This is a genomic window from Streptomyces sp. KLMMK (genome assembly GCF_036961605.1).
GTDB classification, from domain to species: Bacteria; Actinomycetota; Actinomycetes; order Streptomycetales; family Streptomycetaceae; genus Streptomyces; species Streptomyces telluris.
In genome coordinates, this window is sequence record NZ_JBAMDC010000003.1 from 47,757 (window position 1) to 71,135 (window position 23,379).

17 protein-coding genes and 1 pseudogene are annotated in these 23,379 nt (G+C 71.2%); 10 read left to right on the plus strand and 8 right to left on the minus strand.

The features are described 5' to 3' along the window. The first annotated feature begins 2 nt into the window (after positions 1–2). On the plus strand, positions 3–221 hold the full coding sequence (locus V7793_RS01230; RefSeq protein WP_335580970.1) for a hypothetical protein: 219 nt from the start codon (positions 3–5) through the stop codon (positions 219–221). Between the two features lie 220 nt (positions 222–441). Here the strand turns inward: V7793_RS01230 and V7793_RS01235 are convergent, their stop codons facing one another. Next, on the minus strand, positions 442–1,746 hold the full coding sequence (locus V7793_RS01235; RefSeq protein WP_335580971.1) for a phosphatase PAP2 family protein: 1,305 nt from the start codon (positions 1,744–1,746) through the stop codon (positions 442–444). Between the two features lie 552 nt (positions 1,747–2,298). Further along, positions 2,299–2,661: a hypothetical protein gene (locus tag V7793_RS01240; protein ID WP_335580972.1), complete on the minus strand. Its 363-nt coding sequence runs from the start codon at positions 2,659–2,661 to the stop codon at positions 2,299–2,301. A gap of 368 nt (positions 2,662–3,029) precedes the next feature. Between V7793_RS01240 and V7793_RS01245 the strand changes: the two genes are divergently transcribed. After that, complete coding sequence (locus tag V7793_RS01245; protein WP_335580973.1) at positions 3,030–4,148, plus strand: glycosyl hydrolase family 18 protein; 1,119 nt, start codon at positions 3,030–3,032, stop codon at positions 4,146–4,148. Between the two features lie 18 nt (positions 4,149–4,166). On the opposite strand, the gene V7793_RS01250 is transcribed toward V7793_RS01245, so the two are convergent. Continuing rightward, positions 4,167–4,490, minus strand: coding sequence for a hypothetical protein (locus V7793_RS01250; RefSeq protein ID WP_335580974.1), 324 nt, complete (start codon positions 4,488–4,490; stop codon positions 4,167–4,169). Positions 4,491–4,673: 183 nt separating this feature from the next. Here V7793_RS01250 and V7793_RS01255 point away from each other — a divergent pair, with 183 nt between their 5' ends. Then, positions 4,674–5,249: an HAD family acid phosphatase gene (locus V7793_RS01255; RefSeq protein ID WP_335580975.1), complete on the plus strand. Its 576-nt coding sequence runs from the start codon at positions 4,674–4,676 to the stop codon at positions 5,247–5,249. A gap of 91 nt (positions 5,250–5,340) precedes the next feature. On the opposite strand, the pseudogene V7793_RS01260 reads toward V7793_RS01255, so the two are convergent. Continuing rightward, a pseudogene (locus V7793_RS01260) lies at positions 5,341–6,308 on the minus strand (cytochrome P450); the annotation flags it as partial. 342 nt (positions 6,309–6,650) lie between these two features. Here V7793_RS01260 and V7793_RS01265 point away from each other — a divergent pair. Next, entirely contained in the window at positions 6,651–9,134 is a 2,484-nt protein-coding gene (locus V7793_RS01265; RefSeq protein WP_335580976.1) for a discoidin domain-containing protein, read from the plus strand. Here the strand turns inward: V7793_RS01265 and V7793_RS38070 are convergent. Then, entirely contained in the window at positions 9,121–9,534 is a 414-nt protein-coding gene (locus tag V7793_RS38070) for a DUF6817 domain-containing protein (RefSeq protein ID WP_443057822.1), read from the minus strand. The two genes, V7793_RS01265 and V7793_RS38070, sit on opposite strands and share 14 nt — an antisense overlap. Positions 9,535–9,546: 12 nt before the next feature. Continuing rightward, positions 9,547–10,338: an SDR family oxidoreductase gene (locus V7793_RS01270; protein WP_335580977.1), complete on the minus strand. Its 792-nt coding sequence runs from the start codon at positions 10,336–10,338 to the stop codon at positions 9,547–9,549. Between the two features lie 156 nt (positions 10,339–10,494). Between V7793_RS01270 and V7793_RS01275 the strand changes: the two genes are divergently transcribed. After that, positions 10,495–11,334 carry a helix-turn-helix transcriptional regulator gene (locus V7793_RS01275; RefSeq protein WP_335580978.1) on the plus strand — a complete coding sequence of 280 codons (840 nt, stop codon included), beginning with the start codon at positions 10,495–10,497 and terminating at the stop codon, positions 11,332–11,334. On the opposite strand, the gene V7793_RS01280 is transcribed toward V7793_RS01275, so the two are convergent. Beyond that, positions 11,331–12,395, minus strand: a complete 1,065-nt coding sequence (locus V7793_RS01280) for a hypothetical protein (protein ID WP_335580979.1) — start codon at positions 12,393–12,395, stop codon at positions 11,331–11,333. The genes V7793_RS01275 and V7793_RS01280 overlap by 4 nt on opposite strands. A 223-nt stretch (positions 12,396–12,618) precedes the next feature. Between V7793_RS01280 and V7793_RS01285 the strand changes: the two genes are divergently transcribed. Beyond that, a complete protein-coding gene (locus V7793_RS01285; protein WP_335580980.1) occupies positions 12,619–12,852 on the plus strand; it encodes a hypothetical protein in 234 nt (77 codons plus the stop codon). 226 nt (positions 12,853–13,078) lie between these two features. Further along, positions 13,079–14,725, plus strand: coding sequence for a ribosomal protection-like ABC-F family protein (abc-f, locus tag V7793_RS01290; protein WP_335580981.1), 1,647 nt, complete (start codon positions 13,079–13,081; stop codon positions 14,723–14,725). A 99-nt stretch (positions 14,726–14,824) separates the two neighbouring features. Here abc-f and V7793_RS01295 read toward each other — a convergent pair whose 3' ends face one another. Further along, a complete protein-coding gene (locus tag V7793_RS01295) occupies positions 14,825–15,469 on the minus strand; it encodes a TetR/AcrR family transcriptional regulator (protein WP_335580982.1) in 645 nt (214 codons plus the stop codon). A gap of 84 nt (positions 15,470–15,553) precedes the next feature. Between V7793_RS01295 and V7793_RS01300 the strand changes: the two genes are divergently transcribed. The 3 genes from V7793_RS01300 (at position 15,554) to V7793_RS01310 (ending at position 23,273) form a co-directional block, all read left to right on the plus strand. Next, the gene (locus V7793_RS01300; protein ID WP_335580983.1) at positions 15,554–16,318 is read left to right on the plus strand and encodes an SDR family oxidoreductase; all 765 of its coding nucleotides are present in this window, start codon (positions 15,554–15,556) and stop codon (positions 16,316–16,318) included. Positions 16,319–16,773: 455 nt separating this feature from the next. Then, positions 16,774–22,854, plus strand: a complete 6,081-nt coding sequence (locus V7793_RS01305) for an FG-GAP-like repeat-containing protein (protein ID WP_335580984.1) — start codon at positions 16,774–16,776, stop codon at positions 22,852–22,854. Beyond that, on the plus strand, positions 22,851–23,273 hold the full coding sequence (locus V7793_RS01310; RefSeq protein WP_335580985.1) for a hypothetical protein: 423 nt from the start codon (positions 22,851–22,853) through the stop codon (positions 23,271–23,273). Before V7793_RS01305 ends, V7793_RS01310 begins: the two co-directional genes overlap by 4 nt. Positions 23,274–23,379 lie beyond the last annotated feature (106 nt).

Sequence of the window (23,379 nt, forward strand, 5' to 3'; positions counted from 1 at the left end):
GCATGTGCCATGTGTTTCGGGGGAAGGACAGGTCGCCGGGCGGAACGCAGGGATCCGGTATCGGGTTCGACGGCACGACGGTCGGGCCGGTGCTGGAGCGGGACGAGGTGCGCCGGGAGTACGTGCTGCGCGACCGCCCCGCTCAGGGAGGGGAGCGACAAGAACCAGCCGCGATGGCCGCGGCGATCGTGGCGGCGCTGATGGCTCGCGCCGGAGGCTGACGTGGCGGGCGCGACTGACGCGGCTGGCCACGGCTGCTGAGCCCGGGCTCGGCGCCGGGTGTCCGTGGACGGCCCGCATACGGGTGCTCCCTCCGCCCATGGGCCCTTCACGCGGTACGAAAACCACGTGATGCCGATGAGGGAGGGAGCAGGTCCCGCAGTTGACCGGCCCGGTCGTCCGTGGTCGCCGTCCTCGGAGGACCGGGTGCTGCCGGTGGCGTCAAACCAGTTCGGGCTGCGGTTCCCGCTGCGGCGCCGGTGCGGTCTTCGGTTCCCACGCTTTGGTGGTCCGCACGTAGCCGTATATCACTGAGATCATCGCCAGAATGAGAATCGGTCCGAATATCCACGGATATTCGGCCATTTCCATCGGCAGATAGCGATAGGACACCAAGAACGCAGTAAAGACCGCCGCACCGTAGGCGACCAGCTGGATTCCCGCCCGGTCCCAGCCGCGTTCCTGCGAGCGCAGCGCCGCCTCGATCGTGAGGGTGAACACCACACCGGCGATGATGTCCGTCCCGTAGTGGTAACCGAATCCCAGCGTCGCGCCGAGCGTGGCGATCAGCCAGAACGTGCCTCCGAATCGGAGCAGGCGCGGGCCCTTACGGGAATGAATGAAGATCGCGGTGGCCCACGCCGTGTGGAGGCTGGGCATGCAGTTGCGCGGAGTGATCTCGTCGAACGGCATCGCGTGCGGGGTGCTGAGGGGCGTCGGTGTGTTCGGCCACAGGTCGGCCACCGCCCAGTGCCCGCCGTCGGCGCCGTAGGCGAAGATCGGTCCCACAACCGGGAAGATCATGTAAATGCCCGGCCCGAGGAGCCCGATCACCAGGAATGTGCGCACCAGGTGATGGCTCGGGAAGCGGCGCTCGGCCGCCACGTTGCGCAGCTGGTACAGCGTGACGAGGACCGCGGCCACCGCAAGCTGAATGTAGACGTAGTCGAGAACGTGCTCGCCGACCGTGCCGGTGGCCTCGACGATCCGGCCTGCCAGCCACGAGGGGTTGCCCAGCGCGTGATCGGCGACCGCCACGTACTGGTCGAGCACCGTCGGGCGGGTCTTGGAGGTGATGAGCAGCCAGGTGTCGCCGGTCTTACGGCCGGCCACCAGGAGCAGGCCCAGCCCGACGGCCTTCAGCAGCAGGATGCGTTCCCGGCCGGTGCGGCGCGTGACGGCGATGACGGCATAGCCCAATATCACCCACAGCGCACCGTTGCCGAACATCATCTTGGCGTCGACGGCCCACCGCACCAGAAAGAAGATGATGTCGATGCCGACCGCGATGCCGGCCGCTATGAATCGCTCCCGCCAGGTGAGCACCACCATCATCAACGCCATGCTGGCGTACAACAGCGGTCCCGATTTGGGGGCGAGTATCACCTCTTTCGCCTGGTTGGTCATCGGCCCCGGCAGGCCGTAATGACGTGCGGCGATCTCCAGCGTGATGAAGAATCCGAGGGCCACCACGACCACCGTGGCCCACAGTATCGTCCGTGGTCGACGCCAGGCGGCGAACGTCATTCTGCTGTTTATTCGCGAAAACACCCGCGATGCTATAGATATCAATTATTTGGCCGATTTGTTAGTTGTCAGTTAAATATGTCACTCTTCGTGCCGGATGACCTGTTTTCCGGTGAAGGACGGGCGATGGGCTGCTCGTCATGAGTCGGATCATGCTATCGGAGTGGTGCGGGTGGTTTTCGGGGGTTACGGGCGGTGGCCGGTTGACTGCGCTCGACAGGCCGGTGTCCTCCGTATGGCCATGAGGCGATCGTGGTCTTGACGGTCACGCCGGCGTAGGCATCTTAAATAACCGGCATATCGGATATGGCGGATATTCCGGAACCCGATAGAGACGGTGCGGCCGTGGTGGTTCCCCGGGCGCGGGCCGGCCGGGCGGCCCGCGCCCGGGGAACCTGTCCTGAGCGTCGGCCGGATAGGCGGGCAGGCACGTCAGGGAGGCGGAACCGTTGAAGCGGATGTAGTCGTACAACCGCCGAAAGAGCTTGGGCAGGATCACCGCGTGATCCGTCAGCGGGCTCAGGTCGACGACCGTCACCCCGTCGTTCCTCGTCACGTCGCCGGGCCAGAGCCCCAGCGCGTCCGCCCTGGCCTTCTGCGCACGTCGGCCATTTCCTGGCGCAAGGGTTTGGGCAGTGCCGAGTAGAACGTGGGATAGGCGAGGCCGAGTTTCAGCAGGTGGTGGTTGACGCTCGACCGCAGCAGATCCACCGGGACTTCGATGCGGTCACCGGATCTGTACCGCTTCTTGCCGCCGCCGCCGGGAACCACCGGCACGGGCCCCTTGCAGACCAGGGCGATGCATCGGGCACCGGGCCGGTCGACGCCTCCGGCGAGGATGAAGCCGGGCACGGACGGGGGAGTGGCGTAGGTGACCGTCTCGCCCTCGTCGCCCTCGCCGCCCCGGCGCCGCACTCCGGTGAACCGAGCCAGGCGAGCATCTCGTCTCGATGATGACCATGCTCATGGGGAGCCTCCTCCCGCGGAGGCCGGATTCTGGGGCCGGTCCCGGTTGGTTCGTGAGGCGGTCACATCCACAAGTGCCTTCACGTGGCCGCCCGCCGGGCTCCCCGGGGCGCTCTTCTTCCAGTCGCGCCGTGGGACAGGGCGTGTCAAACGGGCCGCGGCCGACAGCCGGCCGGTCAGCAGTCCGGTTATCGGCTCGGTCGCCGCCGGCTCGGTCGTCGGCCCGGTTGCCGGCCCGGCGAGGAACCCGCCCTCCGGAAGCCCCGAGTGGGCCATCGCGGCTCGCCCGCCGGACACCCGCGTACCACGCTGGGTGAATGGCCCGCAGACACGCCGCCGTCCTGACCGGATTCATCGCCCTCCTGAGCGCGCTGCTTCCTGCTGCCTCTACCGCCACCGCCACGGCCACCGTGACCACTGTGACCACCACGGCCACCGGGCCGCCCGCCTCCCGGACCTCGGAGCAGCGCACAGTCTCCGCCTGGCTCCCGTTCTGGGAAGCAGGCGCCTACCAGGACGCACTCGCCCACGCCGATCAGCTCCACACCGTCAGCCCCTTCTGGTACGAGGCCACCGCCGCGGACCGCATCGAGGAACACGCCGGCGCCGGCGACCGAGCCGTGATCGACGGGCTGCACCGGGCCGGGATCAAGGTGGTGCCGACCGTCACCGAGAGCCTGGACGCCGCTGCCATGGCACGCCTGACGGGCGACCCGAAGAGCCGCGCCGCGCACGTCGAAACCCTGGTGCGCCTGGCCACCGCCCGCCCGTACGACGGCCTCGACCTCGACTACGAGAAGATGAACGAAACGCGCCTCGCCCCGGCCGTCGTCGAGCAGGTGCGTACGGGCTTCAACTCCCTGGTCACCGAGGTGTGCGGCCGCCTGCACGCCCTGCACAAGGAATGCACGGCTGCCGTCTTCCCCCGCACGGCGACGCGCGACGAAGGCCCGGTCTACGACTACGCGCACCTCGGCCGCACCCTCGACCGCCTGCGGATCATGGGCTACAACCTGCACAACGCCCTGGACCCGCCCGGCCCGCTGTCCAGCCCCGCGTGGTACGAGGACATCCTGCGCTACGCGACGGCGCGCGTACCCGCGCGGAAGATCGAGATGGGCATCCCCGCCTACGGCTGGGACCACCGCGTGGGCGACTCCGCCCGCGCCACCCACCGCACGTCCCGCGAGGCCGAGGCCCTGCGACAGCGCGTCGGCGCGCCCTACGCCCTCGACCCCGGCTCGAGGACCCCGCACTTCACCTACACCGAGGACGGCCGGCAGCGCGAGGTCTGGTACCAGGACGCGCGGGGGATCGCCGCCCACCTGCCCGTCCTGCGCAAGTACGGGGTCGGGCACACCGCACTGTGGGCCCTGGGCTTCGAGGACCCGCAACTGTGGCCCACGCTCGCCGGGTTCCCGTTCCCGTTCGCGTAACGCAAAGGCGGACGGGGCTCAGTCTCCGGAGGGGTTCATGCCGTGAAGACAGTCGGGGAAGCCCTTCAGCTCCGGAGCTGCTGCTGCAGGAAGGGAGGAGAGCTCCGAGGGAACACGGACGAACAGCGTCGGCCCGAAGGCATTGCAGGTCACGCCGACGGCCTGCCCGACGGCGGACGGGTGCGACGGTGCCGGTGGGGCGGGGGAGGCGAGGGCGGCGACAGCGGAGGCAGCCGATGCGGCCACCATGAGCAGACCGATGCCGATGCCGATGCTGATACCGATGCCGGCGCGGACGCGGACGCGGCCGCGGGTCGGCGGAGGCCGGTGGGACGAGATCATGGAGTCGAGCATGCAGCCGGGAACCGGTACGAAGCCGTAGGCGCACAGCGACGCCCCTCGAGTGGGTGACGGCCCCGCCCTCTTCACGCTCCCGCCACTTTTCGGTCGCCCAGGCGCCCTCTTACGGTGGTGATCTTGCCGACGGACATGTTGCACACCGGAAGACCGGAAGGAACAAGGCTGATGTTCGTCGGGAAGCTCCGCACTGCCGCCTTCGCCGCCCTGGCGGCCCTCGCGCTGCCGGCCGCGTTGCCGGGCACCGCCTCCGCCGCCGAAGCCGCCTCGCCGCGGGCCGTGCCCGGCTACGAGACCTGGCAGGCCGACGTCCGGAAGGCCGTCGGCCCGGCCATCCCGTGGCTGCAGGACCGCGCCGGCCGGGGCGGCGGAAGGCTCGCCGTCGTGCTGGACATCGACAACACCGCGCTGGAAACCCACTACCACCCGGGACAGCCCAACCAGCCGGTGCTCAAGGTGGCCCAATGGGCGAAGGCGCACCGGGTGTCGGTGCTGTTCGTCACCGCCCGCACCTCCTCGTCCTCGGCTCGGAAGGAGCTGAAGAACGCCGGCTACCCCGTGGACGCGATATGCACGCGCGAGCACGGGGAGAGCAAGGACGAGGGCAAGGAGCGCTGCCGCGGGGAACTCACCCACGACGGCTATACGATCACCGCCAACATCGGCAACCGGTCCACCGACTTCGCGGGCGGCTTCTACGAGAAGGCCTTCAAGCTGCCTGACTACGACGGCCGGCTGTCCTGAACCGTCCGCCTCTCCGCCTCGCCCGCTCGCCCGCTCGTCTGCCTCGTCCGCTCGCCCGTCCTGCCCGGCTGAAGCGACGCCTGCGGCTACGGGAATGAAGCCTCACCGGAAGTACTTCCGTGCTGTTGCCCACGAAGCTCGGGTGCCGGGGCAGGTCGTGGTCGGGGGCGGCGAGTGCGAGGCCGGGGTAGCGGTCGAACAGGGCCTCCAGAGCGGTCGTCGCCTCCAACCGGGCCAGCTGTGCGCCCAGGCAGTAGTGCGGGCCGTGGCCGAAGGAGAGGTGGCGGACCGCGGGCCGGCGGGTGACGTCGAAGCGGGCCGCGTCCGGGCCGTACGCACGCTCGTCACGGCCCGCGGCGGTGTACGAGGCGAGCACCGGGATGCCCCGGGGGATGACCGTGTCACCGACCTCCAGGTCGCGGGTGGGGTAGCGGAAGGGGAAGAAGCTCACCGGGCTGTCGTAACGAAGGGTCTCCTCGACCACGTCGCCCCAGCCGGCCTTTCCCGCGCGTACCAGCGCCAGCTGCTCCGGGTGCGTGCACAGGGCCCGTACCGCGTTGGTGATCAGGTTGAGCGTGGTCTCGTGCCCGGCGATGACCATCAGCAGCAGGGTGCCGACCAGTTCGCGTCCGGTGAGCCGGTCGCCGTCCTCGGCCTGTGCGGCCAGCAGGGCGCTGGTGAGGTCGTCGCCCGGGGCCGCGCGGCGCCGGGCGACGACGAGGCCGAGGACGTCGGCCATCTCGCGGTTGGCGGCCAGGGCAGCCGCCGGTCGTCCCCGTCCGCAGTGGTCATACCCTCGACGGTGGCGAAGGTGGCCAGCGGCCAGCCCGCCGGTATGCCGCCCTCGCGCAGCGCCGTGAAGTGGCGTGCGTTCTTGGCGACGTCGGGATGGGCGAGGAACGCCTTGAGCTCCTCGTGCCGGGTGACCGCGACAGCGGCGACCTCGCCGGGCAGCACCACGGGAACCGCGGGGCCCCGTGCGCGCAACCGCTCGTTGGCCGCGTGCTGGCCGGCTCCCGTCGGGTCGAGGCGGTGCGGTGCGTCGGACCGGTCCGGCATCTGAGGCTCCTCGGGGTGCGGAGTGCGGAGGCGAAGGGCGGAGCGCGCTGAGGGCTGCAGCAAGGGCATCGGCCGGATTGATGTCTTTACACCCCTCTTCCCGGCAAGAAGAGTGACCTCTTCCGTCCCGGTTGCGGGATACCGCCCCTACTGACCCGGTGCCTGGTCTTCCGGGCCGGGCCAGGCCCTCCAGGAGCTGATGTGTTACCCGAGCCCTTCCGCAGATCAAGCCCCCGCAGGTCAAGCCTTCGCAGATCAAGCCCCTGCAGATCCAGACTTCACAGATCCAGCCTTCTCCGCCGTTCCCGCCTCAGATCCCAAGGGCTCGTCCTGATCGCCCTGGTGGCGGTCATCGTCGCGCTCCTGCCCGTACTGGGCGCGCGCGGCGGCGGGGCCGTCGCCGAGGACCACGGCACCCACGGCACCCACGGCACCCACGGCGCCCGTCCGCCGCGCCCGCACCACGCCGCCGCCCCCGCCTCGGCCATGGAGCCGGCGGCGCCCGTCCTCTCCAGGGCGGGCTGGACCGCCACGGCGAGCGACGAGGAGACCGCGCGGGCCGACAACCGCGCCGCCAACGTGCTGGACGGCAAGGCCGACACCCTCTGGCACAGCCGGTGGTCGGGGAGCGCGGCGCCGTTGCCGCACTCCCTCGTCATCGACATGCACCGCACCGAGGTGGTGTCCGCGCTCCTCTACCAGCCGCGCACCGACAGTCCCAACGGCCGCGTCGGCGAGTACGCCATCCACCTCAGTACCGACGGGCAGGACTGGGGCGCGGCCGTCGCCGGCGGCACCCTGGCCGACGACACGACCACCAAGACACTGAGCTTCGCCGCCCGCGGCGCCCGGTACGTCCGGCTGACCGCCACGTCCGAAGCGGGCAACCGCGGGCCCTGGAGCTCCGCCGCCGAGATCCGGCTGCTGGGCGACCCGGGGCTGCCCGCCTCGGTCGTCGACCTGCCGACCACCGGCTGGACCGCCGCCGCGAGCGACGAGGAGACGGCGCAGGCCGACAACCGTGCCGCCAACATCCTGGACGGGGACGCCGACACCCTCTGGCACAGCCGCTGGTCGGGGAGCGCCGCCCCGCTGCCCCACTCCGTCACCATCGACATGCACCGCACGCAGACCGTGTCCGCGCTCACCTACCAACCCCGGAAGTCCGGGTCCGGGGCCAACGGCCGCATCGGCGCGTACTCCGTCGCCACCAGCCTTGACGGGGTCTCTTTCGGAAGCCCCGTGGCCAGTGGCGTGTGGAAGGACGACGACACCGTCAAGAGCACCACGTTCGCCCGGCCGGTCCCGGCCCGGTTCGTCCGGCTGACCGCCACCACCGAGGCCGGCAATCGCGGCCCGTGGAGCTCCGCCGCCGAGGTCCGGCTGAGCGGCCCCGCCGACCCCTCCGTCTCCGGCTCCTGGGACCGGGTCACCGGCTTCCCGCTGGTCCCCGTGGCCACCGCCGTCCTGCCGAACAACAAGCTGCTGGCCTGGTCTGCGTACGCCATCGACCGGTTCGGGGGCAGCAACGGATACACCCAGACCGCCATCATGGACCTCGGCACCGGGCAGGTCACCCAGCGCCGCGTCGACAACACCGGCCACGACATGTTCTGCCCCGGAGTGGCCGTGCTCTCCGACGGCCGGGTGCTGGTCACCGGTGGCAGCAACGCGTCCCGCGCCAGCATCTACGACCCGCGCACCGATACCTGGTCCGCCACCGGCGAGATGAACGTCCCGCGCGGCTACCAGGCCATGACCCTGCTCTCGAACGGCGACGCGTTCGTGCTCGGCGGATCCTGGAGCGGCGCCCGCGGGGACAAGGACGGCGAGGTGTGGTCCCCGGCGACCGGGAAGTGGCGGAGGCTTCCCGGCGTACCCGCCAAGGGCACCATGACCGCCGACCCCGCCGGCCCCTACCGGGCCGACAACCACCAGTGGCTGCACGCCACTTCCCGCGGCCGGGTCCTGCAGCTCGGGCCGAGCAAGCAGCTGAACTGGATCGACACCACCGGCAACGGCACCGTCACACCGGCGGGGACGCGTGCCGACAGCCCGGACGCCATGAACGGCAACGCCGTCTCCTACGACATCGGCCAGCTGCTCACCCTCGGCGGCGCCACCGCGTACGAGAACGCGAACGCCACCCGCCGCGCCTACACCGTCGATCTCGGCGACGGCACCCGGCCGGTCAGCAAGCGCACGGGCGACATGGCCTACGCCCGCTCGTTCGGCAACAGCGTCGTCATGCCGGACGGCAAGGTGGCGGTGTTCGGCGGGCAGTCCTACCCCGTCCCCTTCAGCGACGCCACCTCGGTGATGACCCCGGAGATCTGGGACCCGGCGACGGGCGCCTTCACCAAGGCGGCCAGCATGGCCGTCCCGCGGAACTACCACAGCGTGGCGAACCTGCTGCCCGACGGACGGATCTTCTCGGGCGGGGGAGGGCTGTGCGGCGACTGCGCGACGAACCACGCCGACGGGGCCGTCTTCACCCCGCCGTACCTCCTCAACCCGGACGGCAGCCGGAAGCCCCGTCCGGCCTTCACCGGCACTCCGCCCGCCAGGGTCGCCAACGGCGCCGACCTGCCGGTGACGACCGACAAGCCGGTCACCGCCTTCTCCCTGGTACGAGCCGGAGCGGCGACCCACTCGGTCGACAACGACCAGCGGAGGGTCCCGCTGACCTTCCGGCAGACGGGCAGCACTTCGTACGAGCTGAGCGTCCCGGGTGATCCCGGCGTGGCCCTGCCCGGCACCTACATGCTCTTCGCCCTCGACGCGGCGGGGGTTCCGAGCGTCGCCAAAATGATCACGATCGGCTGACCTTCGCGGGCGCAGGCGGCGCACCCCGAGCGGGTGCGCCGCTTCCCCACGGGACGCCGGCTGTCGCGGTGCGACGCCGACTTCCTTGTGAGCAGGCCGGATCCGGACGTCGGCCGATCAGCGGTCGGCTCGGCCCAGCACGCTTCGGCAGTGCGCCCAGGCCCGCTCGGACAGCAGCGGCCGCCATCGGGTGAACAACGCGAGCAGGCCCGCGCCGTGAAGGGTGCGCATCTGCGGGCTGACCGCGGCGATGTCCAGCTCGTTCGCGGCGGTGAGCTCGGCGAAGTCCCGACAGGCTTCGGGGGCCGGCCGACACCAGCGCCGGGCGGGCGCCCCACGAAGAGAGAAGGGCGCTGACCCGCCGGAGGTGTGCCAGTAGGGTGCCGCCGGGGTGCTCGATCCCTTCGGCCGGTCACTGGGCGCTCGCTGCGGGACGGACGACGATCTCGTTCACGTCGACCTGCGGAGGCTGGGAGAGGGCGTAAGCGATGGCCTCCGCGATGGCCGGGGCGGGCAGTGCTACGGCGCGGTAGGCCTTCATCGCCTCCCTGGCCTCCGGGTCGGAGATGCTGTCGGCGAGTTCGGACTCGGTCACGCCCGGAGAGACGAGAGTGACCCGGATGTCCCCGGCGGACTCCTGGCGCAGTCCTTCGGAGATCGCGCGGACGGCGAACTTGGTGGCGCAGTAGACGGCAGCGGTGGGCGAGACCTCGTACGCGCCGACGGAGGCGATGTTCACGAAGTGCCCGCCGCCCTGTGCGCGCATCGCGGGCAGGGCGGCGGCGATGCCGTGCAGGACTCCCCGTACGTTCACGTCGATCATGCGGTCCCACTCCTCGGTCCTGAGCGCTTCCAGCGGGGAGAGGGGCATCACGCCCGCGTTGTTCACGACGGCGTCGATCCGGCCGTACTCGGAGAGCGCCGCATCGATGAACGCGCGTGTGCCCGCCGCGTCGGTGACGTCCAGCTTCCGGAAGGCCGCGGTCCCGCCCTCCCCGGTGATCTCTCCGACCAGCCGCTCCAGGCGGTCGGTGCGGCGCGCGCCGAGAAGGACCCGGTACCCGTCCGCCGCCAGCCGGCGTGCCGTCGCCTCGCCGATGCCGCTGCTGGCACCGGTGACGGCCACAACCTTGGTCTGCGTCTGCGTCTGCGCCTGTGTCTGCGCCTGTGTCTGCGCCCGCGTCCGTGTCTGCTTCTGCGCCATGGTTGTTCCTCCTTGTAGAGAACGGGGCCTCAGGGGGTACCGCCGTCCAGCTCGTTCTCCGGAGTCTCGGCCTTGCCGGAAGGGCCGGCCAGGGCACGTCTTTCCTGGGTACGGCGCACCCAGGAACACGGCCGGGGAGCGGTCTAGCCTGACGACATGACCAGCAACGCTCTCGGGGACTTCCTCCGCGCACACCGTGCACGCCTGCGGCCCGGCGACGTAGGACTGCCCTCCTACGGCCGCCGCCGGGTGGCCGGGCTGCGGCGGGAGGAGGTCGCCGTGCTGGCCGGCATGAACACCGACTACTACGCCCGCCTGGAACAGGGCCGCGAGCAGAGCCCGTCACCCCAGATCCTCGACGCGATCAGCGGCGCCCTGCACATGGACCGCGAGGCACGCGACCACTTGTACCGGCTGGCGGGCACCCGGCCGGACGGCCACCGGACGCAGCCGCGAGAGACGGTCAGCCCGGTGCTGAGCCAACTGCTGAGCGGGTACACGAACACCCCGGCGGTCGTCCTCAACCCGGCGCTGGACCTCCTGGCCGCGAACGACCTGGCCGAGGCGCTCTTCTCTCCGTTCGGGAGAGCGGACAACCTGGCCCGCATGACCTTCCTCGACCCGGCAGGCCGCAGCTTCTACGCGCAGTGGCACCAGGCCGCCGAGGCGGTCGTCTCCAGCCTGCGCCAGGCCACCGGCCTCGAACCGCACTACCCGCGTCTGCAGGACCTGGTGAGAGCCCTGACCGAGACGAGCGAGGAGTTCGCCGGGCTCTGGCACTCGCACACCGTCTACGGAAAGACGCACGGTGCCAAAGAAGTCGTCCACCCCGAGGTCGGGCGCCTCTCCCTCGCCTATCACTCCTTCGACGTCCGCGGAGCGCCCGGCCAGCAGGTCGTGATCTACCACGCGGAACCGGGAAGCCCCACCTCCCAGGGGCTTTCCCTGCTCGGCAGCCTCAACGCCACGCGCCGGTCGGCGGGGACCGCCGGCTAGTCGCCGCCCCCGCCGCCACCGTCGCCCCCGCCGCTGTCCCCGCCGCCGTCGCCGCCTCCGCTGTCCCCGCTGTCGCCGCCGTCCGCACCCCAGCCGTCGCCGCCGCCGGGCTCGTTGTCGTCGCTGCCCCTCCCGAGGTTGGTGAACCAGGGGCGGTCCCATCCCGCGTCGGTGGCGATCGGCTCGCCTCCATGAACCGGACGCCTCCGCTCCGCCCGGAACCGCGCGAAGCCCGTCGTGTCCCCGAGCCCGAAGGTCACGGCGAAGACCTGCGCCATGACGGCATCCAGCGGGTCGGGGCTCTCGTACTGCACGTGGGCCAGCGGCAGCAGCACCGTCCCCGGCTCGAGCACCGGGCGGCGCGGGGGACGCGTCAGCAGGGCGACACGCTGTTCGTTGCGCAGCAGCCACGAGCTCGTCGCGTTCTCCCGCCGCAGCATCCAGTGCTGCCCGTGCAGTCGCACCTCCACGGAGCTCTTGGACTTGCGCAGCTTCTTCTTGAGGCTGAGCTCCGCCGAAGCGTCGCCGACCGTCAGGTGCAGGCCGTTGGACGGTCCGGGGGACTCGCGGTAGAAGCCGTGCGGCGCCCGGATCCGTACGGCGGGGGCGCCGGGCCCCCACACGTCCACGCGCACCAGGCGCCGGTCCACGGCGACGGCGACCGGCCCGGCGGGCCCCGGCGCGTACCGCCGCGCGATCCACAGCGGTACGCCCTCGGCCCGGGCCCGGGCCGCCAGCGCGGCCACCTGCTCGGGCCCGCCGCAATGCCGTACGGCCAGCTCTCCCAGCGTGCGGGCGAACGTGGCGGCCTCCCGCACCTTCACCGGCGTGGACGTACCGGTCACGCGGATCACAGGGACGACCCCGGGCCCGTCGGCGAGCCGCTCCAGCGGGCGCTCCGCCCCACCGGCCCCGAGCCAGCACGAGCGCAGGAACGCCTCGGCCATGGCGCCGAGGTTCAGCTCACTCAACGGCGTGGTCGCGCCGCCCCTCCGCAACTGCTCCTCGGCCAGCTCCACGGTCCGCGCCAGCGGATTCCACGACCGCTCGCTATAGAGCACCTGACTCACAACATCCCCCATACGTACGCGGCCCTGCTCGGCAGAGCCCACCCTCACACATGCCGGCCCCGTCCCGTCACCGGGGTGGCCCGACCGGGACCGAACCAGTACACGGGCTCCTCGTGCACGGCAGGCTTCCGCCGAACTGGGAAACCTTGGTCAAGTTCGAATCCTGTCCGAACGGGCAGGGGTAGGGATCGGACACCGAACTATGGAGGTTGGCATGGCTGGATTCCTCGACCGGGCCAAGGAGCAGGCCCAGAGCGCCCTCAACCAGGGCAAGCAGAAAGTGGACGAGGTCCACCAGAAGCGAGCCGGGAGCGACTTGCTCCAGAAGCTCGGCGCGGCCTATTACGCGGAGCGGAGCGGCTCGGGCTCGCCGCAAGCGACCCACGATGCGCTCGCCGCTCTGGAAGCCCATATCGCCGTCCACGGGGACGGCTTCCTGCGCGGGTAGCGGGTAGCGGGTAGCGGGTAGCGGTAGCCCCTGCCACCTGGAAATGGGAGGGCGCCCCGAAGAGCGCCCCCCATTCCGTGGACCCCGACATTAAATGAGTAGAGGCGAGACGCATCGTCTTGCTACGGTGGGTTCATGCACTTCTACTACTTTCTCTGAGTCCGGGCACGGCCGACGCCGCCGTTTCTGCTGCCCGTAGACCCTTCGTATCCCCAGGGAAAGTCAGATGCGCGAACGCGCCCGTACCGCTGTGCCCGCTGCCGTGGCGCAGCTGTCCGTCAAGGACGTCACCAAGTCCTACGGCACCCGGACCGTCCTCGACCAGGTGTCCTTCACCGTCCGCCCGGGCGAGAAGGCCGCCGTCATCGGTGAGAACGGCTCCGGCAAGTCCACCCTCCTGCGACTGCTCGCCGCGGCCGAGGCGCCCGACGCCGGAGAGATCACCGTCAGCTTCGCCGGAGGCACCGGCCACCTCGCCCAGACCCTCGACCTCGATCCGGACCGCACCGTGCAGGACGCCGTCGACCTCGCCCTCGCCGAACTGCGCGACATGGAGCGCCGGCTGCGCACGGCGGAGGAGCGCCTCGGCGAAGCGCCGGAGGGCGAACTCGCCGCATACGGCGAGCTGCTCATCGCATACGAGCAACGCGGCGGATACGAGGCGGACGCCCGTGTCGACGCCGCCATGCACGGGCTGGGTCTCGCCGGGATCACCCGCGACCGCGTGCTCGGCTCGCTCTCCGGCGGCGAGCAGTCGCGGCTCGCGCTCGCCTGTGTGCTGGCCGCCGCCCCCGAACTGCTGCTGCTCGACGAGCCGACGAACCACCTCGACGCGGCGGCCGTCCACTGGCTCGAGGAGCGCCTGCGTGCCCACCGCGGCACCGTCGTCGCGGTCACCCACGACCGCGGCTTCCTGGAGCGCATCGCCACCACGATCCTCGAGGTCGACCGGGACGCGCGCACGGTGCACCGGTACGGCGACGGCTGGGCGGGCTACCGCGCCGCGAAGGCCGCCTCCCGACGCCGCGCGGAGCAGGAATACGCCGACTGGCTTCAGGAGGTGGCCCGCACCGAGGAACTGCTCGAAGCCGCCGGGCGGCGGCTGGCCACCACCGGCAAGGACCCGCAGCAGGGCTTCGGCAAGCACCGCCGCTCGCACGAGGCGAAGCTCGGCGGGCAGGTGCGGTCGGTCCGTGAACGCCTGGCCCAACTGCAGCGCAACCCGGTGGCGGCGCCGCCGGAACCACTGCGGTTCGCGGCGGCACCGTCGGCGGCAGGCGCCGAGCCCCCTGTCGGCCGCCCGCTCGCCGAGCTCGACGGCATAGCGGTCGGAGAACGGCTGCATCTCGACGGGCTGTTGGCGATCGTGCCCGGGCAACGGCTGCTCGTCACCGGCGAGAACGGCGCGGGCAAGACGACGCTGCTGCGCGTCCTGGCGGGCGACCTGGAGCCGGACGTGGGCGCGGTACGCCGCCCCACCCGGATCGGTTACCTGGCGCAGGAGCTGCCTGCGCGCTCCACGCGGCTGCCGCTGCTCGCCGCCTTCGCGGCCGGACGGCCCGGGCTGCCGGAGGAATACGCCGAACAGCTGCTGGCGCTGGGCCTGTTCCGTGAGGAGGACCTGCACGTTCCGGTCACGTCGCTGTCCGCAGGGCAGCAGCGGCGGCTGCAGATCGCGAACCTGGTGACCCGGCCCGCGGACCTCCTCGTCCTCGACGAGCCGACCAACCACGTCGCGCTCGACCTGGTCGAGGACCTGGAGACGGCGCTCACGGCGTACCCGGGAGCGGTGGTCGCGGTCTCGCACGACCGTGGCTTCCGCGAGCGGTTCCCGGGGGAGCGACTGGAGCTGCGCGGCGGCCGGAAGCGCTGATCTTGCCGGGTCAGGGCCGGGGCCGGGGTCGAGGTCGGCCCCGGAGCCCTGGCCCGGCAGGAGCCGCCTCGTTCCGGACGCGCACAGGGAAGGCTTCTCTCACGCGTCCGGCCCGGTGCCGACGACGTCTTCGCCGAAGGCGGCGGCAAGGGCCTTCGCGATGAGGCCGGGAAGCTCTGTCCGGCCGTCGTCCTCGGCCCAGCGCATCAGTGCCGTGTGCATGGCGGCCAGGCAGGCGCCGGCTGCCGCCTGGGCACGGAACGCCGTGTCGGGATCGGCGGCATCGCCGGCACCGGCTCCGAGGGCGTCGACGATCGCCTGCTGAAGGGCGTAGTGGTTGTCCAGGTGCCTGGCCCGCAGGGCCGGTGTCGAGATCATGAGCCGGAGCCGGGCGAGCAGGAACTGCCTGCTCGCCGTCCCGGCGTCTCCGCGACCGCTGCCGGTCAACGTCGCGGCCGAGTCGATGAGCGCGTTGCCGATGCGGCGGACCAGGGGCTGCGCGGCGGGCGACGCGGCGATGCGCTCGGCGACCAGCTGCCCGTTGTGGTCGACGAGCACGAGGTCTTCCTTGGTGGGGAAGTGCCGGTAGACGGTCATGGGGGACATGCCCGCGGCTTCGGCGACGTCGGTCACGGTCGTGGCGTCGTATCCACGCTCGGTGAACAGCCTTACCGCATGGGCCTGAAGCGTGCGCTGCGTCTCAGCTCGCCGTTGTGCTCGCAGTGTTGAGTGCTGGTCGGGCATGTGGTAGACCCTACCTGAGTGGTAGTGACTACCAGATTGGTAGTGGCTAACAATATGAGGGTGGGCGTGGGGGGCATGGTGGAGATGAGTGATCTGACTGGCAGGACGGCCCTCGTGACCGGAGCGTCGCGCGGCATCGGGCAGGCGATCGCCGCCCGGCTGGCGGCCCGTGGGGCTGTGGTCATCGTGCATTTCGGCACCGACGAGGACGGTGCCACGGCGACGGTCGACGCGATCGGGCGCGCCGGCGGAACCGCGTTCGCCGTCGGGGCGGAGCTGGGCGGGGACGGTGACGTCGAGACGCTCTTCGCGGGAGTCGAGGCCGGCCTGGCCGGGCGGGCGCTCGACATCCTCGTCAACAACGCGGCGGCCGCGCCCGCCGGCCCGCTCGGAACCACGACGCGGAAAGAGTTCGACCACCTCTTCGCGGTGAACGTGCGAGCGCCGTACTTCATCATCCAGCGGGCGCTGCCCCTGCTCCGCGACGGCGGCCGCATCATCACGATCTCCTCCGTGGCGACCCGGATGGCCAATTCCGCCCAGACGTCCTTCGCCATGACGAAGGGCGCGGTCGAGACGATGAGCATGACGTTGGCCAACGAGCTCGGGGCCCGGGGGATCACGGTGAACGCGGTCGCTCCCGGCGCCACTCGCACGGCTGCCAACGGAGCGTTCTTCGAGGCGCCGGGCCTGGCCGGACTCATCGCCGGATCGACGGCACTCGGGCGGCTGGGCGAGGCCGGCGACGTCGCCGACATCGTCGCGTTCCTCGCCTCCGACGCGGCGCGCTGGATCACCGGGCAGGTCATCGACGCAAGTGGTGGCCTGTTCCTGGGGCCGCGGACCTGATCGTCCGGTCGGCCCGAGTCCCGGCCATCGGAGCCGGATTGCGGCGATATTCAGCCACACGGTCACCAGAACGCATCACCCGCAGTCGCCACCTGCGCTTACCGCACTCCGCTCACCTCCGCGCCGACGAATATCGGACATTCATTCGACACCTCCAGTGGGGATTCGATCGGATGGGGAGTATCTGTGTGTTTCCTATGGGGGGTGTGTGACGAGTGTTGCGATCCACGCGACCTACGCGACCTACGCGATCTACCGGGACCGCACGGCGAAGAGTCGCCCGACTACTGTCCTGTCTACTGGCCTTCGTCCTCCTGTCCCTGGCCGGAGTCACCGAGACGGCCTGGGCCCGGACTGCTTCGCCGCCCGTACCGGGCCGGACCGCACCACCACCCGTAGCGCCGTCCCCCCTCCTCACCCGTACCGCGAAGGACCTGCCCAAGCCTCCCCGGTCGATGACGCTGCCCGAGCGGCGCAAGCAGCTCGACGCCAACCGCGGCGGGACCGGCCCGATGCGTGAGTTCGTCCGGCCCCGCCCGCCGGCCCGGTCGGCGAAGCCCGAGAGCCCGCCCGCCGGCACCCTGCAGAAGGGCCCGGCGGCCTCCGCCAAGGGCACCAGGGGTGCACCGGGCCTCAAAGCGCCCGCAGGCACGGCGCCCAACCCGGACTGGGTGTCCGCCTACGCCTCCGCCTACCCCGGCATGCTGTCCATCGGCGGACAGGCGAAGTTCTCCGGCATCGAAGCCTCCAAGCTCTCCAGCATGTGGCTCTACGTCATGGACGAGGAGAAGAAGCCGGTCCTCCAGCAGGAGATCAAGAAGGCCGACGCCGACCCCCAGGGCAGGTACCTCGAGAGCGGAGCCTGGTGCTACGGCTGGTGGCCCAAGAGTTCCTACCCCGCCGACCAGTGCTTCTGGTGGACCTCCAGCCTGCTGAACGGTCACCTGAAGGACGGCAAGAAGTACTACGCCTGGATCTTCCTCACCGCCACCGACGGCTCCTCCAGCCCCGGCGGCACCACCTCGCCCACCGTCGAGGCCTTCTACACCCCCGACATCCCCGGTGCCCAGGCCGGACTGTGCACGTGCTACGCCCAGGAGCACCGTGCCGACCCCATCAACACCGCCACCGGCATGTACTACGAGAAGATCACCGATGCCACCCTCGCCGGCGCCGGCAAGCCCTTCTCGCTCGACCGCTACTACCGCTCGGACTCGGCCGCCACCGGATTGCTCGGCCGCGGCTGGTCCACCCCCTTCGACAGCAGACTCGCCCTCGCCTCCGACAGGGCCACGCTCCAGACGGACGACGGCGCCCAGGTCGTCTTCAAGCTGTCGAACGGCGCCTACACCACCCCTGCCGGATCGGTGCTCAAGCTCGCCAAGTCCGGCTCCTCGTACGCCCTCACCTCGATCGACCACACCCGGCGCACCTACAACGCCTCCGGCCAGCTCACCACCGTCACCGACGCCAGCGGCCACGGCCTCACCATCGGCTACGCCTCCGGCCGCCCCGCGACCGTGAAGGACACCGCCGGCCGCACCGTCGAGTTCACCGTCGACGGCGCCGGCCTGCTGACCAAGGCGGCACTGCCCGACAACACCACCGTCACCTACGGCTACACCGGCGGCCTGCTCACCTCCGCCACCGACCAGCTCGGCCGGACCACCGCCTACACCTACGACGGCGCCAAGCGCCTGGCCACCTTCACCGACGCCGAGGGCGGCAAGGTGACCAACGCCTACGACGCCGTCGGCCGGGTGAAGTCCCAGACGGACAGCGCCGGCAAGACCACCACCCTCACCTGGGACAACAAGCGCGAGTCCCACGTCACCGACCCCAACGGCGGCGTCTGGACGGACGTCTACTCCGGCAACGTGCTGATGGAGAGCACCGACCCGTACGGCAAGACCGTCTCCTACAGCTACGACCGGCAGCTGCGCCCGGTGTCCATCACCGACCAGCTCGGCAACACCACCGAGATGACCTACGACGGCGCCGGGCGGATGCTCACCCGCAAGGCCCCGGCCTCCACGGGCTACACCGAGAGCTGGACCTACGACGGTGCCGGCAACGTCACCAGCCACACCGACGGCCGCGGCAAGACGTCGAAGTACACCTACACCTCCGGCAACCAGCTCGCGACCAGCACGGACCCGGACGGCGGCACGGTCACCTACACCTACGCGCCGCTCGGGCCGGTCGCGAGCGTGCGCACCCCGCGCGGCAAGACCGTCGCCTACGACCACGACGCGGCCGGCAACCGCACCGCCGTGACGACCCCCCTCGGCGAGAAGACCACCTTCCGCTACGACGCGGCCGGGCGGATCACCGAGAAGACCGACCCGCGCGGCAACGCCCAGGGCGCGAACCCGGCCGACTTCACCACGACCTACACCTACGACGGCCGCGGCCTGCTGCGCACCGCGAAGGACCCGCTGGGACACACCACCGTCTACGGCTACGACGGCGTGGGACGGCTCACCTCCGTCAAGGACGCGACCGGCCGCACCGCCGCCTACGAGTACGACGGCGAGAACCGCCTCACCAAAACCGTCAACCCGGCCGGCAAGGCCGTCACCCGCGGCTACGACGCCAACGGCAACCTCACGGCCGTCACCGACGCCCTCGGCAACAAGACGACCTACGCCTACGACAAGGCCAACCGCCTGATCGCCGAGGTCTCGGCCCGCGGCAACGCCCAAGGCGCCAATGCCGCCGCCTACACCACCAGCTACGGCTACGACGCCGCCGGCAACCGCACTACGGTCACGGATCCCAGCGGAGCCGTCACCACGACCGGCTACGACGCCCTCGGCCGGCCCGTCTCGGTCACCAACCCGCTCAAGCAGGTCACCAGGACCACCTACGACGCGAACGACAACATCGCGACCGTCACCGACGCGCTCGGGAAGGTCACCCGCTACACCTACACCGGCACCGGCCTGACGGACACCGTCACCGACCCGCTCGGCAACAAGACCGACTACGGCTACGACGCCGACGGCCACCGCACCAGCGAGACCACCCCTCTGGGCCGGAAGACCACCTGGGCGTACGACGACGACGGGCGCACCACCGCACAGACCGACCCGCGCGGCAACGCCCAGGGCGCGAACCCGGCCGACTTCACCACGACCTACACCTACGACGACGCCGGCAACGTGACCAAGGTGCGCGACCCCCTCGGGGGCACCACCGTCACCGGCTACGACGCGCTGGGTCACGTCGTCTCCGCCACCGACGCGCTCGGCAAGGTCACCAGAACCGCGTACGACGAGCTCGGACGCGTCGCCAAGGTCACCGGACCCGACGGGGCCGTCACCGCCTACACGTACAACACGGCCGGTGACCTCGCCACCCGCACCGACCCCAAGGGGCACACCACCAGCTTCACCTACGACGACGCGGGCCGTCGCACCGGGATCACCGACCCGCTCGGCCGCAAGAAGTCCTTCGGCTACGACGCCGACGGCAACACCAACCGGATCACCAACGCCCGCGGCACCACCGCCACCGTCACCGTCGACCCCCGCGGCCTGCCCACTGCGACGGCCTTCACCGACGACACCCCCGGCACCACCCTCGCCTACGACGCCCTGGGCCGCCGCAAGTCCGTCACCGACGCCACCGGCACCCGGGCCTACTCCTACGACCCGGCCGGCCGGCTGACGGCCGTCACCCCGGGTGCCGGCAAGGGCGCCTACGGCTACACCTACGACGACGCCGGGCGCCTGACCTCCCGCACCGTCGACTACACGGCCCCCAAGCCCCTCGACTGGAGCGGCGCGGCCCTCACCGCCACCGCCGACCTCGACGGCGACGGGACCACCGACGTCATCGCCACCGACGCCAAGAGCGGCGTGCGCACCTTCCTCGGCCGCGCCGACGGCACCTTCGGCGGGGGCAGCACGCTGACGGGGTCCGGCACCGGCTTCCAGCAGGTCCTGACCGCCGAGTTCACCGGCGACGGCAAGCCCGACCTGCTGGCCGTCGACAAGGCCACCGGCCACCTGTGGCGCTACACCGGCGACGGCAAGGGCGGCTTCGCCGCACCGGCCGACCTCGGCGCGAGCTGGGGACCGATGACCCTGACCGCCGGTGACTTCAACAAGGACGGCAAGCCGGACCTCCTGGCCGTCAGCTCCGGCGCCAACCGGCTCTACTTCTATCCCGGCGACGGCAAGGGAGGCCTCGGCGCCCGCACCGACCTCGGCACCGGCTGGGGCACCTACCGCATCGCGCTCCTGGAGTACACCGGCGACGGCAAGCCCGACATCCTCGCCGTCAATCCCGGCGACGGCCACCTCTACCTCTACCCCGGCGACGGCAAGGGGGGCTTCGGCGCCCGCACCGACCTCGGGGCGGGCTGGGGCGCCATGCACCTGGTGCCGGGCGAGTTCAACGGCGACGGCAAGCAGGACTTCCTCGCCGTCGACACCGCCGCGCACAAGCTGCGCTTCTACCCGGGCAACGGCACCGGCGGCTTCGGCACGTACATCCCGCAACCCGACGACTGGACCCCGTACGGCATCCCGCTCCTCGCCCGCACCGGCCCCTCGGAGCGGACCGGCATCGTCGCCGCGGCGGGCTCCCGGCTGCGCACCTGGAAGAGCGACGGCAAGGGGCGCTTCACCGACGCGGCCGACGCCACGACTGCCGGCAGCGGATCGAAGGCCGGCTACGGCTACGACGCCGACGGCCGCCGGACCTCCCAGACCGGCGCGGCCGGCACCATCACCTACGACTACGACCCCGCAGGGAACCTCGGCACCACCACCCTTCCCGCGGGCAACGGCCACACCGAGAAGCGCACCTACGACAACGCCGGCCGCCTCACCTCCGTCACCAGCGCCAAGGGCGGCACCGTCCTGTCCGGCCGGCAGCTGACCCTCGACCCGTCCGGCCGGCCCACCCGGATCGCGACCACCCGCGCCGGACAGCCCGACAGCTACCGCTACTACGGCTACGACCCCGCCGGCCGCCTCCTCACCGACTGCACCTCCGCCACCAAGGCCGACACCTGCCCCGCCGCCGACGCGGCCACCACCTACACCTACGACCCCGTCGGCAACCGCAAGACCCAGAGCCGCAACGGCACCACCACCTCGTACACCTACGACGACGCCGACCAGCTCACCTCGGCCGCCGCCGGATCCACCACCCGCGGCTTCACCTACGACGCCGACGGCAACCGCACCGGCGCCGGGGACGACACCTTCCGCTACGACGCGACCGGGCGCCTCGCCTCGGTCACGTCCGGCTCCTCCGGCTCCGAGACCTACACCTTCGGGTACGACGCCGACGGCAACCGCGTCACGGCGAGCAAGGCCGGCAAGCGGCTGCGCACCACGACCTGGGACGTCAACGGCCCGCTCGCCACCGCCGGCGCCGAGTACGACGCCGAGGGCGCGCTGAGCACCGAATACCAGTACAACCCCCTCTCCCAGGTCCAGGCACAGACCGGCCCCGGCGGCACCCTCTTCCACCACCACGACCAGCTCGGATCGGTCACCGACACCACCGACGCGGCGGGAGCCGCCCAGAGCACCTACACCTACGGGGCGTTCGGCGAGACCGAGCGGACCGACATCGCCAAGAACCCGCCTGCCAACCCCTTCACCTTCGCCGGCGGCTACGCCGAACCCGCCACCCCGGCGGCCGGCCTCTACCTCAGGGCACGCGACTACGACCCGGCCACCGGCCGCTTCACGGCCAAGGACCCGGCACCCGCAGCCGTCCACGACCCGTACGTCTCGACGTACGCCTACGCCAACAACACCCCCACCCGCTTCACCGACCCCACCGGCCTCAAGGCCGGCGACCCCGACGACGACCACATCGACTCCTTCGGCGAGGGCGTCGAGGTCTTCGGCGACGGCTTCGTCCAGGGCCTGAAAATGCCCTTCGAGTTCGTCGGCGACCTCTACAACGCCTTCACCGGCAAGAACGGCGGCGCAGGCGGCTTCTTCGACAAATACGTCCCCGTACGCCCGGCCTACACCCTCTACCGTGCCTCGTACCACTTCTCGAAGCAGGGCTGCGAAGAGCTCTCCGAGGTCTACCGCAAGGCCGCCGACGAACTCGCCGCACAGGTCGCCCTCGTCGGCCTGGGCGGACTGCGCGGCTGGCAGCGCAAGGTCGCCCAGGAGGAGACCAGCGTGCTCGGCTCCGAGGGCATCTCGCCCAAGCCGGGCAAGGGCAACGGTGGACCGCCGCCGCTGCGCCAGGCGTACATCAACGAGGTCGAGGCCCTCTCCCAGCAGGCGGCGTCCATGCGGGCGGCCGGCGCGAGCCAGGAGACCATCGCGCGCACCCTGCACAAGGCCCGCCGCGACCTGGGCGTGAAGTACAAGGACCTCACTCCCGAACCGCTGCGGAGCGAGATCTACCAGCGCAACCTGCAGAAGTACGGTGACAAGCTGGGGCCGACGATCGACTGGCTCCGGGCCAAGGGCAAGACGTGGGAGCAGATCATCGAGAGCGCGACCCGCACCGGCGGGCAGGACCTCGGACTGGGGAAGAAGCAGGAATGAGCATCATGGTGCGGTCCTTCGACCGCTTCGACGAAGTGGCCGCGTTCGACCCGGCGAGCGGCGAGCTCGGCCCGCGCGCCCGGGCCGGCTCCCCGCCCCCGGAAGGGGCGCCCGCCGGTCACTACGGCGAGCTGGGCGGGGTCCCGGTCGTGCTCTACCGCACGGCCGGCGGCCTCCGCCTGCGGCTGGGGGAGCGGGACGTCGCCCTCGACGGCCGCCTGGAGGTCCGCCACGAACGGTCCGCCGACCGCTGCCTGCTGACGGTCGGCACGACCGCTGTCGCCTACTCCGCTCCGGACACCTTGACCGACCCGGAAGACGACCCCACGGCCTTCGCCGAGGCGGAGGACTTCGACATGGGATTGTTCGTGGCCAACGTGGCCGGTGACCCCGATCGCAGGGAAACGGTCTACCGGTAGGGAGTTCCGGGGAGCCGGACACGGGCCGGCTCCCCGTCCACCGCGGCGCCCTGTTCACTCTTTCGGGGAGAACTGATACGGGAGTTCTTTGACACGCATGTCTTTC

What these genes read in the sequence shown, in the direction of transcription:
- V7793_RS01230 (WP_335580970.1), top strand. Translation starts at nt 3, where the DNA reads ATGTGCCATGTGTTTCGGGGGAAGGACAGGTCGCCGGGCGGAACGCAG.
- V7793_RS01235 (WP_335580971.1), bottom strand. Translation starts at nt 1,746, where the DNA reads ATGACGTTCGCCGCCTGGCGTCGACCACGGACGATACTGTGGGCCACG.
- V7793_RS01245 (WP_335580973.1), top strand. Translation starts at nt 3,030, where the DNA reads ATGGCCCGCAGACACGCCGCCGTCCTGACCGGATTCATCGCCCTCCTG.
- V7793_RS01250 (WP_335580974.1), bottom strand. Translation starts at nt 4,490, where the DNA reads ATGATCTCGTCCCACCGGCCTCCGCCGACCCGCGGCCGCGTCCGCGTC.
- V7793_RS01255 (WP_335580975.1), top strand. Translation starts at nt 4,674, where the DNA reads ATGTTCGTCGGGAAGCTCCGCACTGCCGCCTTCGCCGCCCTGGCGGCC.
- V7793_RS01270 (WP_335580977.1), bottom strand. Translation starts at nt 10,338, where the DNA reads ATGGCGCAGAAGCAGACACGGACGCGGGCGCAGACACAGGCGCAGACA.
- V7793_RS01275 (WP_335580978.1), top strand. Translation starts at nt 10,495, where the DNA reads ATGACCAGCAACGCTCTCGGGGACTTCCTCCGCGCACACCGTGCACGC.
- V7793_RS01285 (WP_335580980.1), top strand. Translation starts at nt 12,619, where the DNA reads ATGGCTGGATTCCTCGACCGGGCCAAGGAGCAGGCCCAGAGCGCCCTC.
- abc-f (WP_335580981.1), top strand. Translation starts at nt 13,079, where the DNA reads ATGCGCGAACGCGCCCGTACCGCTGTGCCCGCTGCCGTGGCGCAGCTG.
- V7793_RS01295 (WP_335580982.1), bottom strand. Translation starts at nt 15,469, where the DNA reads ATGCCCGACCAGCACTCAACACTGCGAGCACAACGGCGAGCTGAGACG.
- V7793_RS01300 (WP_335580983.1), top strand. Translation starts at nt 15,554, where the DNA reads ATGAGTGATCTGACTGGCAGGACGGCCCTCGTGACCGGAGCGTCGCGC.
- V7793_RS01305 (WP_335580984.1), top strand. Translation starts at nt 16,774, where the DNA reads ATGACGCTGCCCGAGCGGCGCAAGCAGCTCGACGCCAACCGCGGCGGG.
- V7793_RS01310 (WP_335580985.1), top strand. Translation starts at nt 22,851, where the DNA reads ATGAGCATCATGGTGCGGTCCTTCGACCGCTTCGACGAAGTGGCCGCG.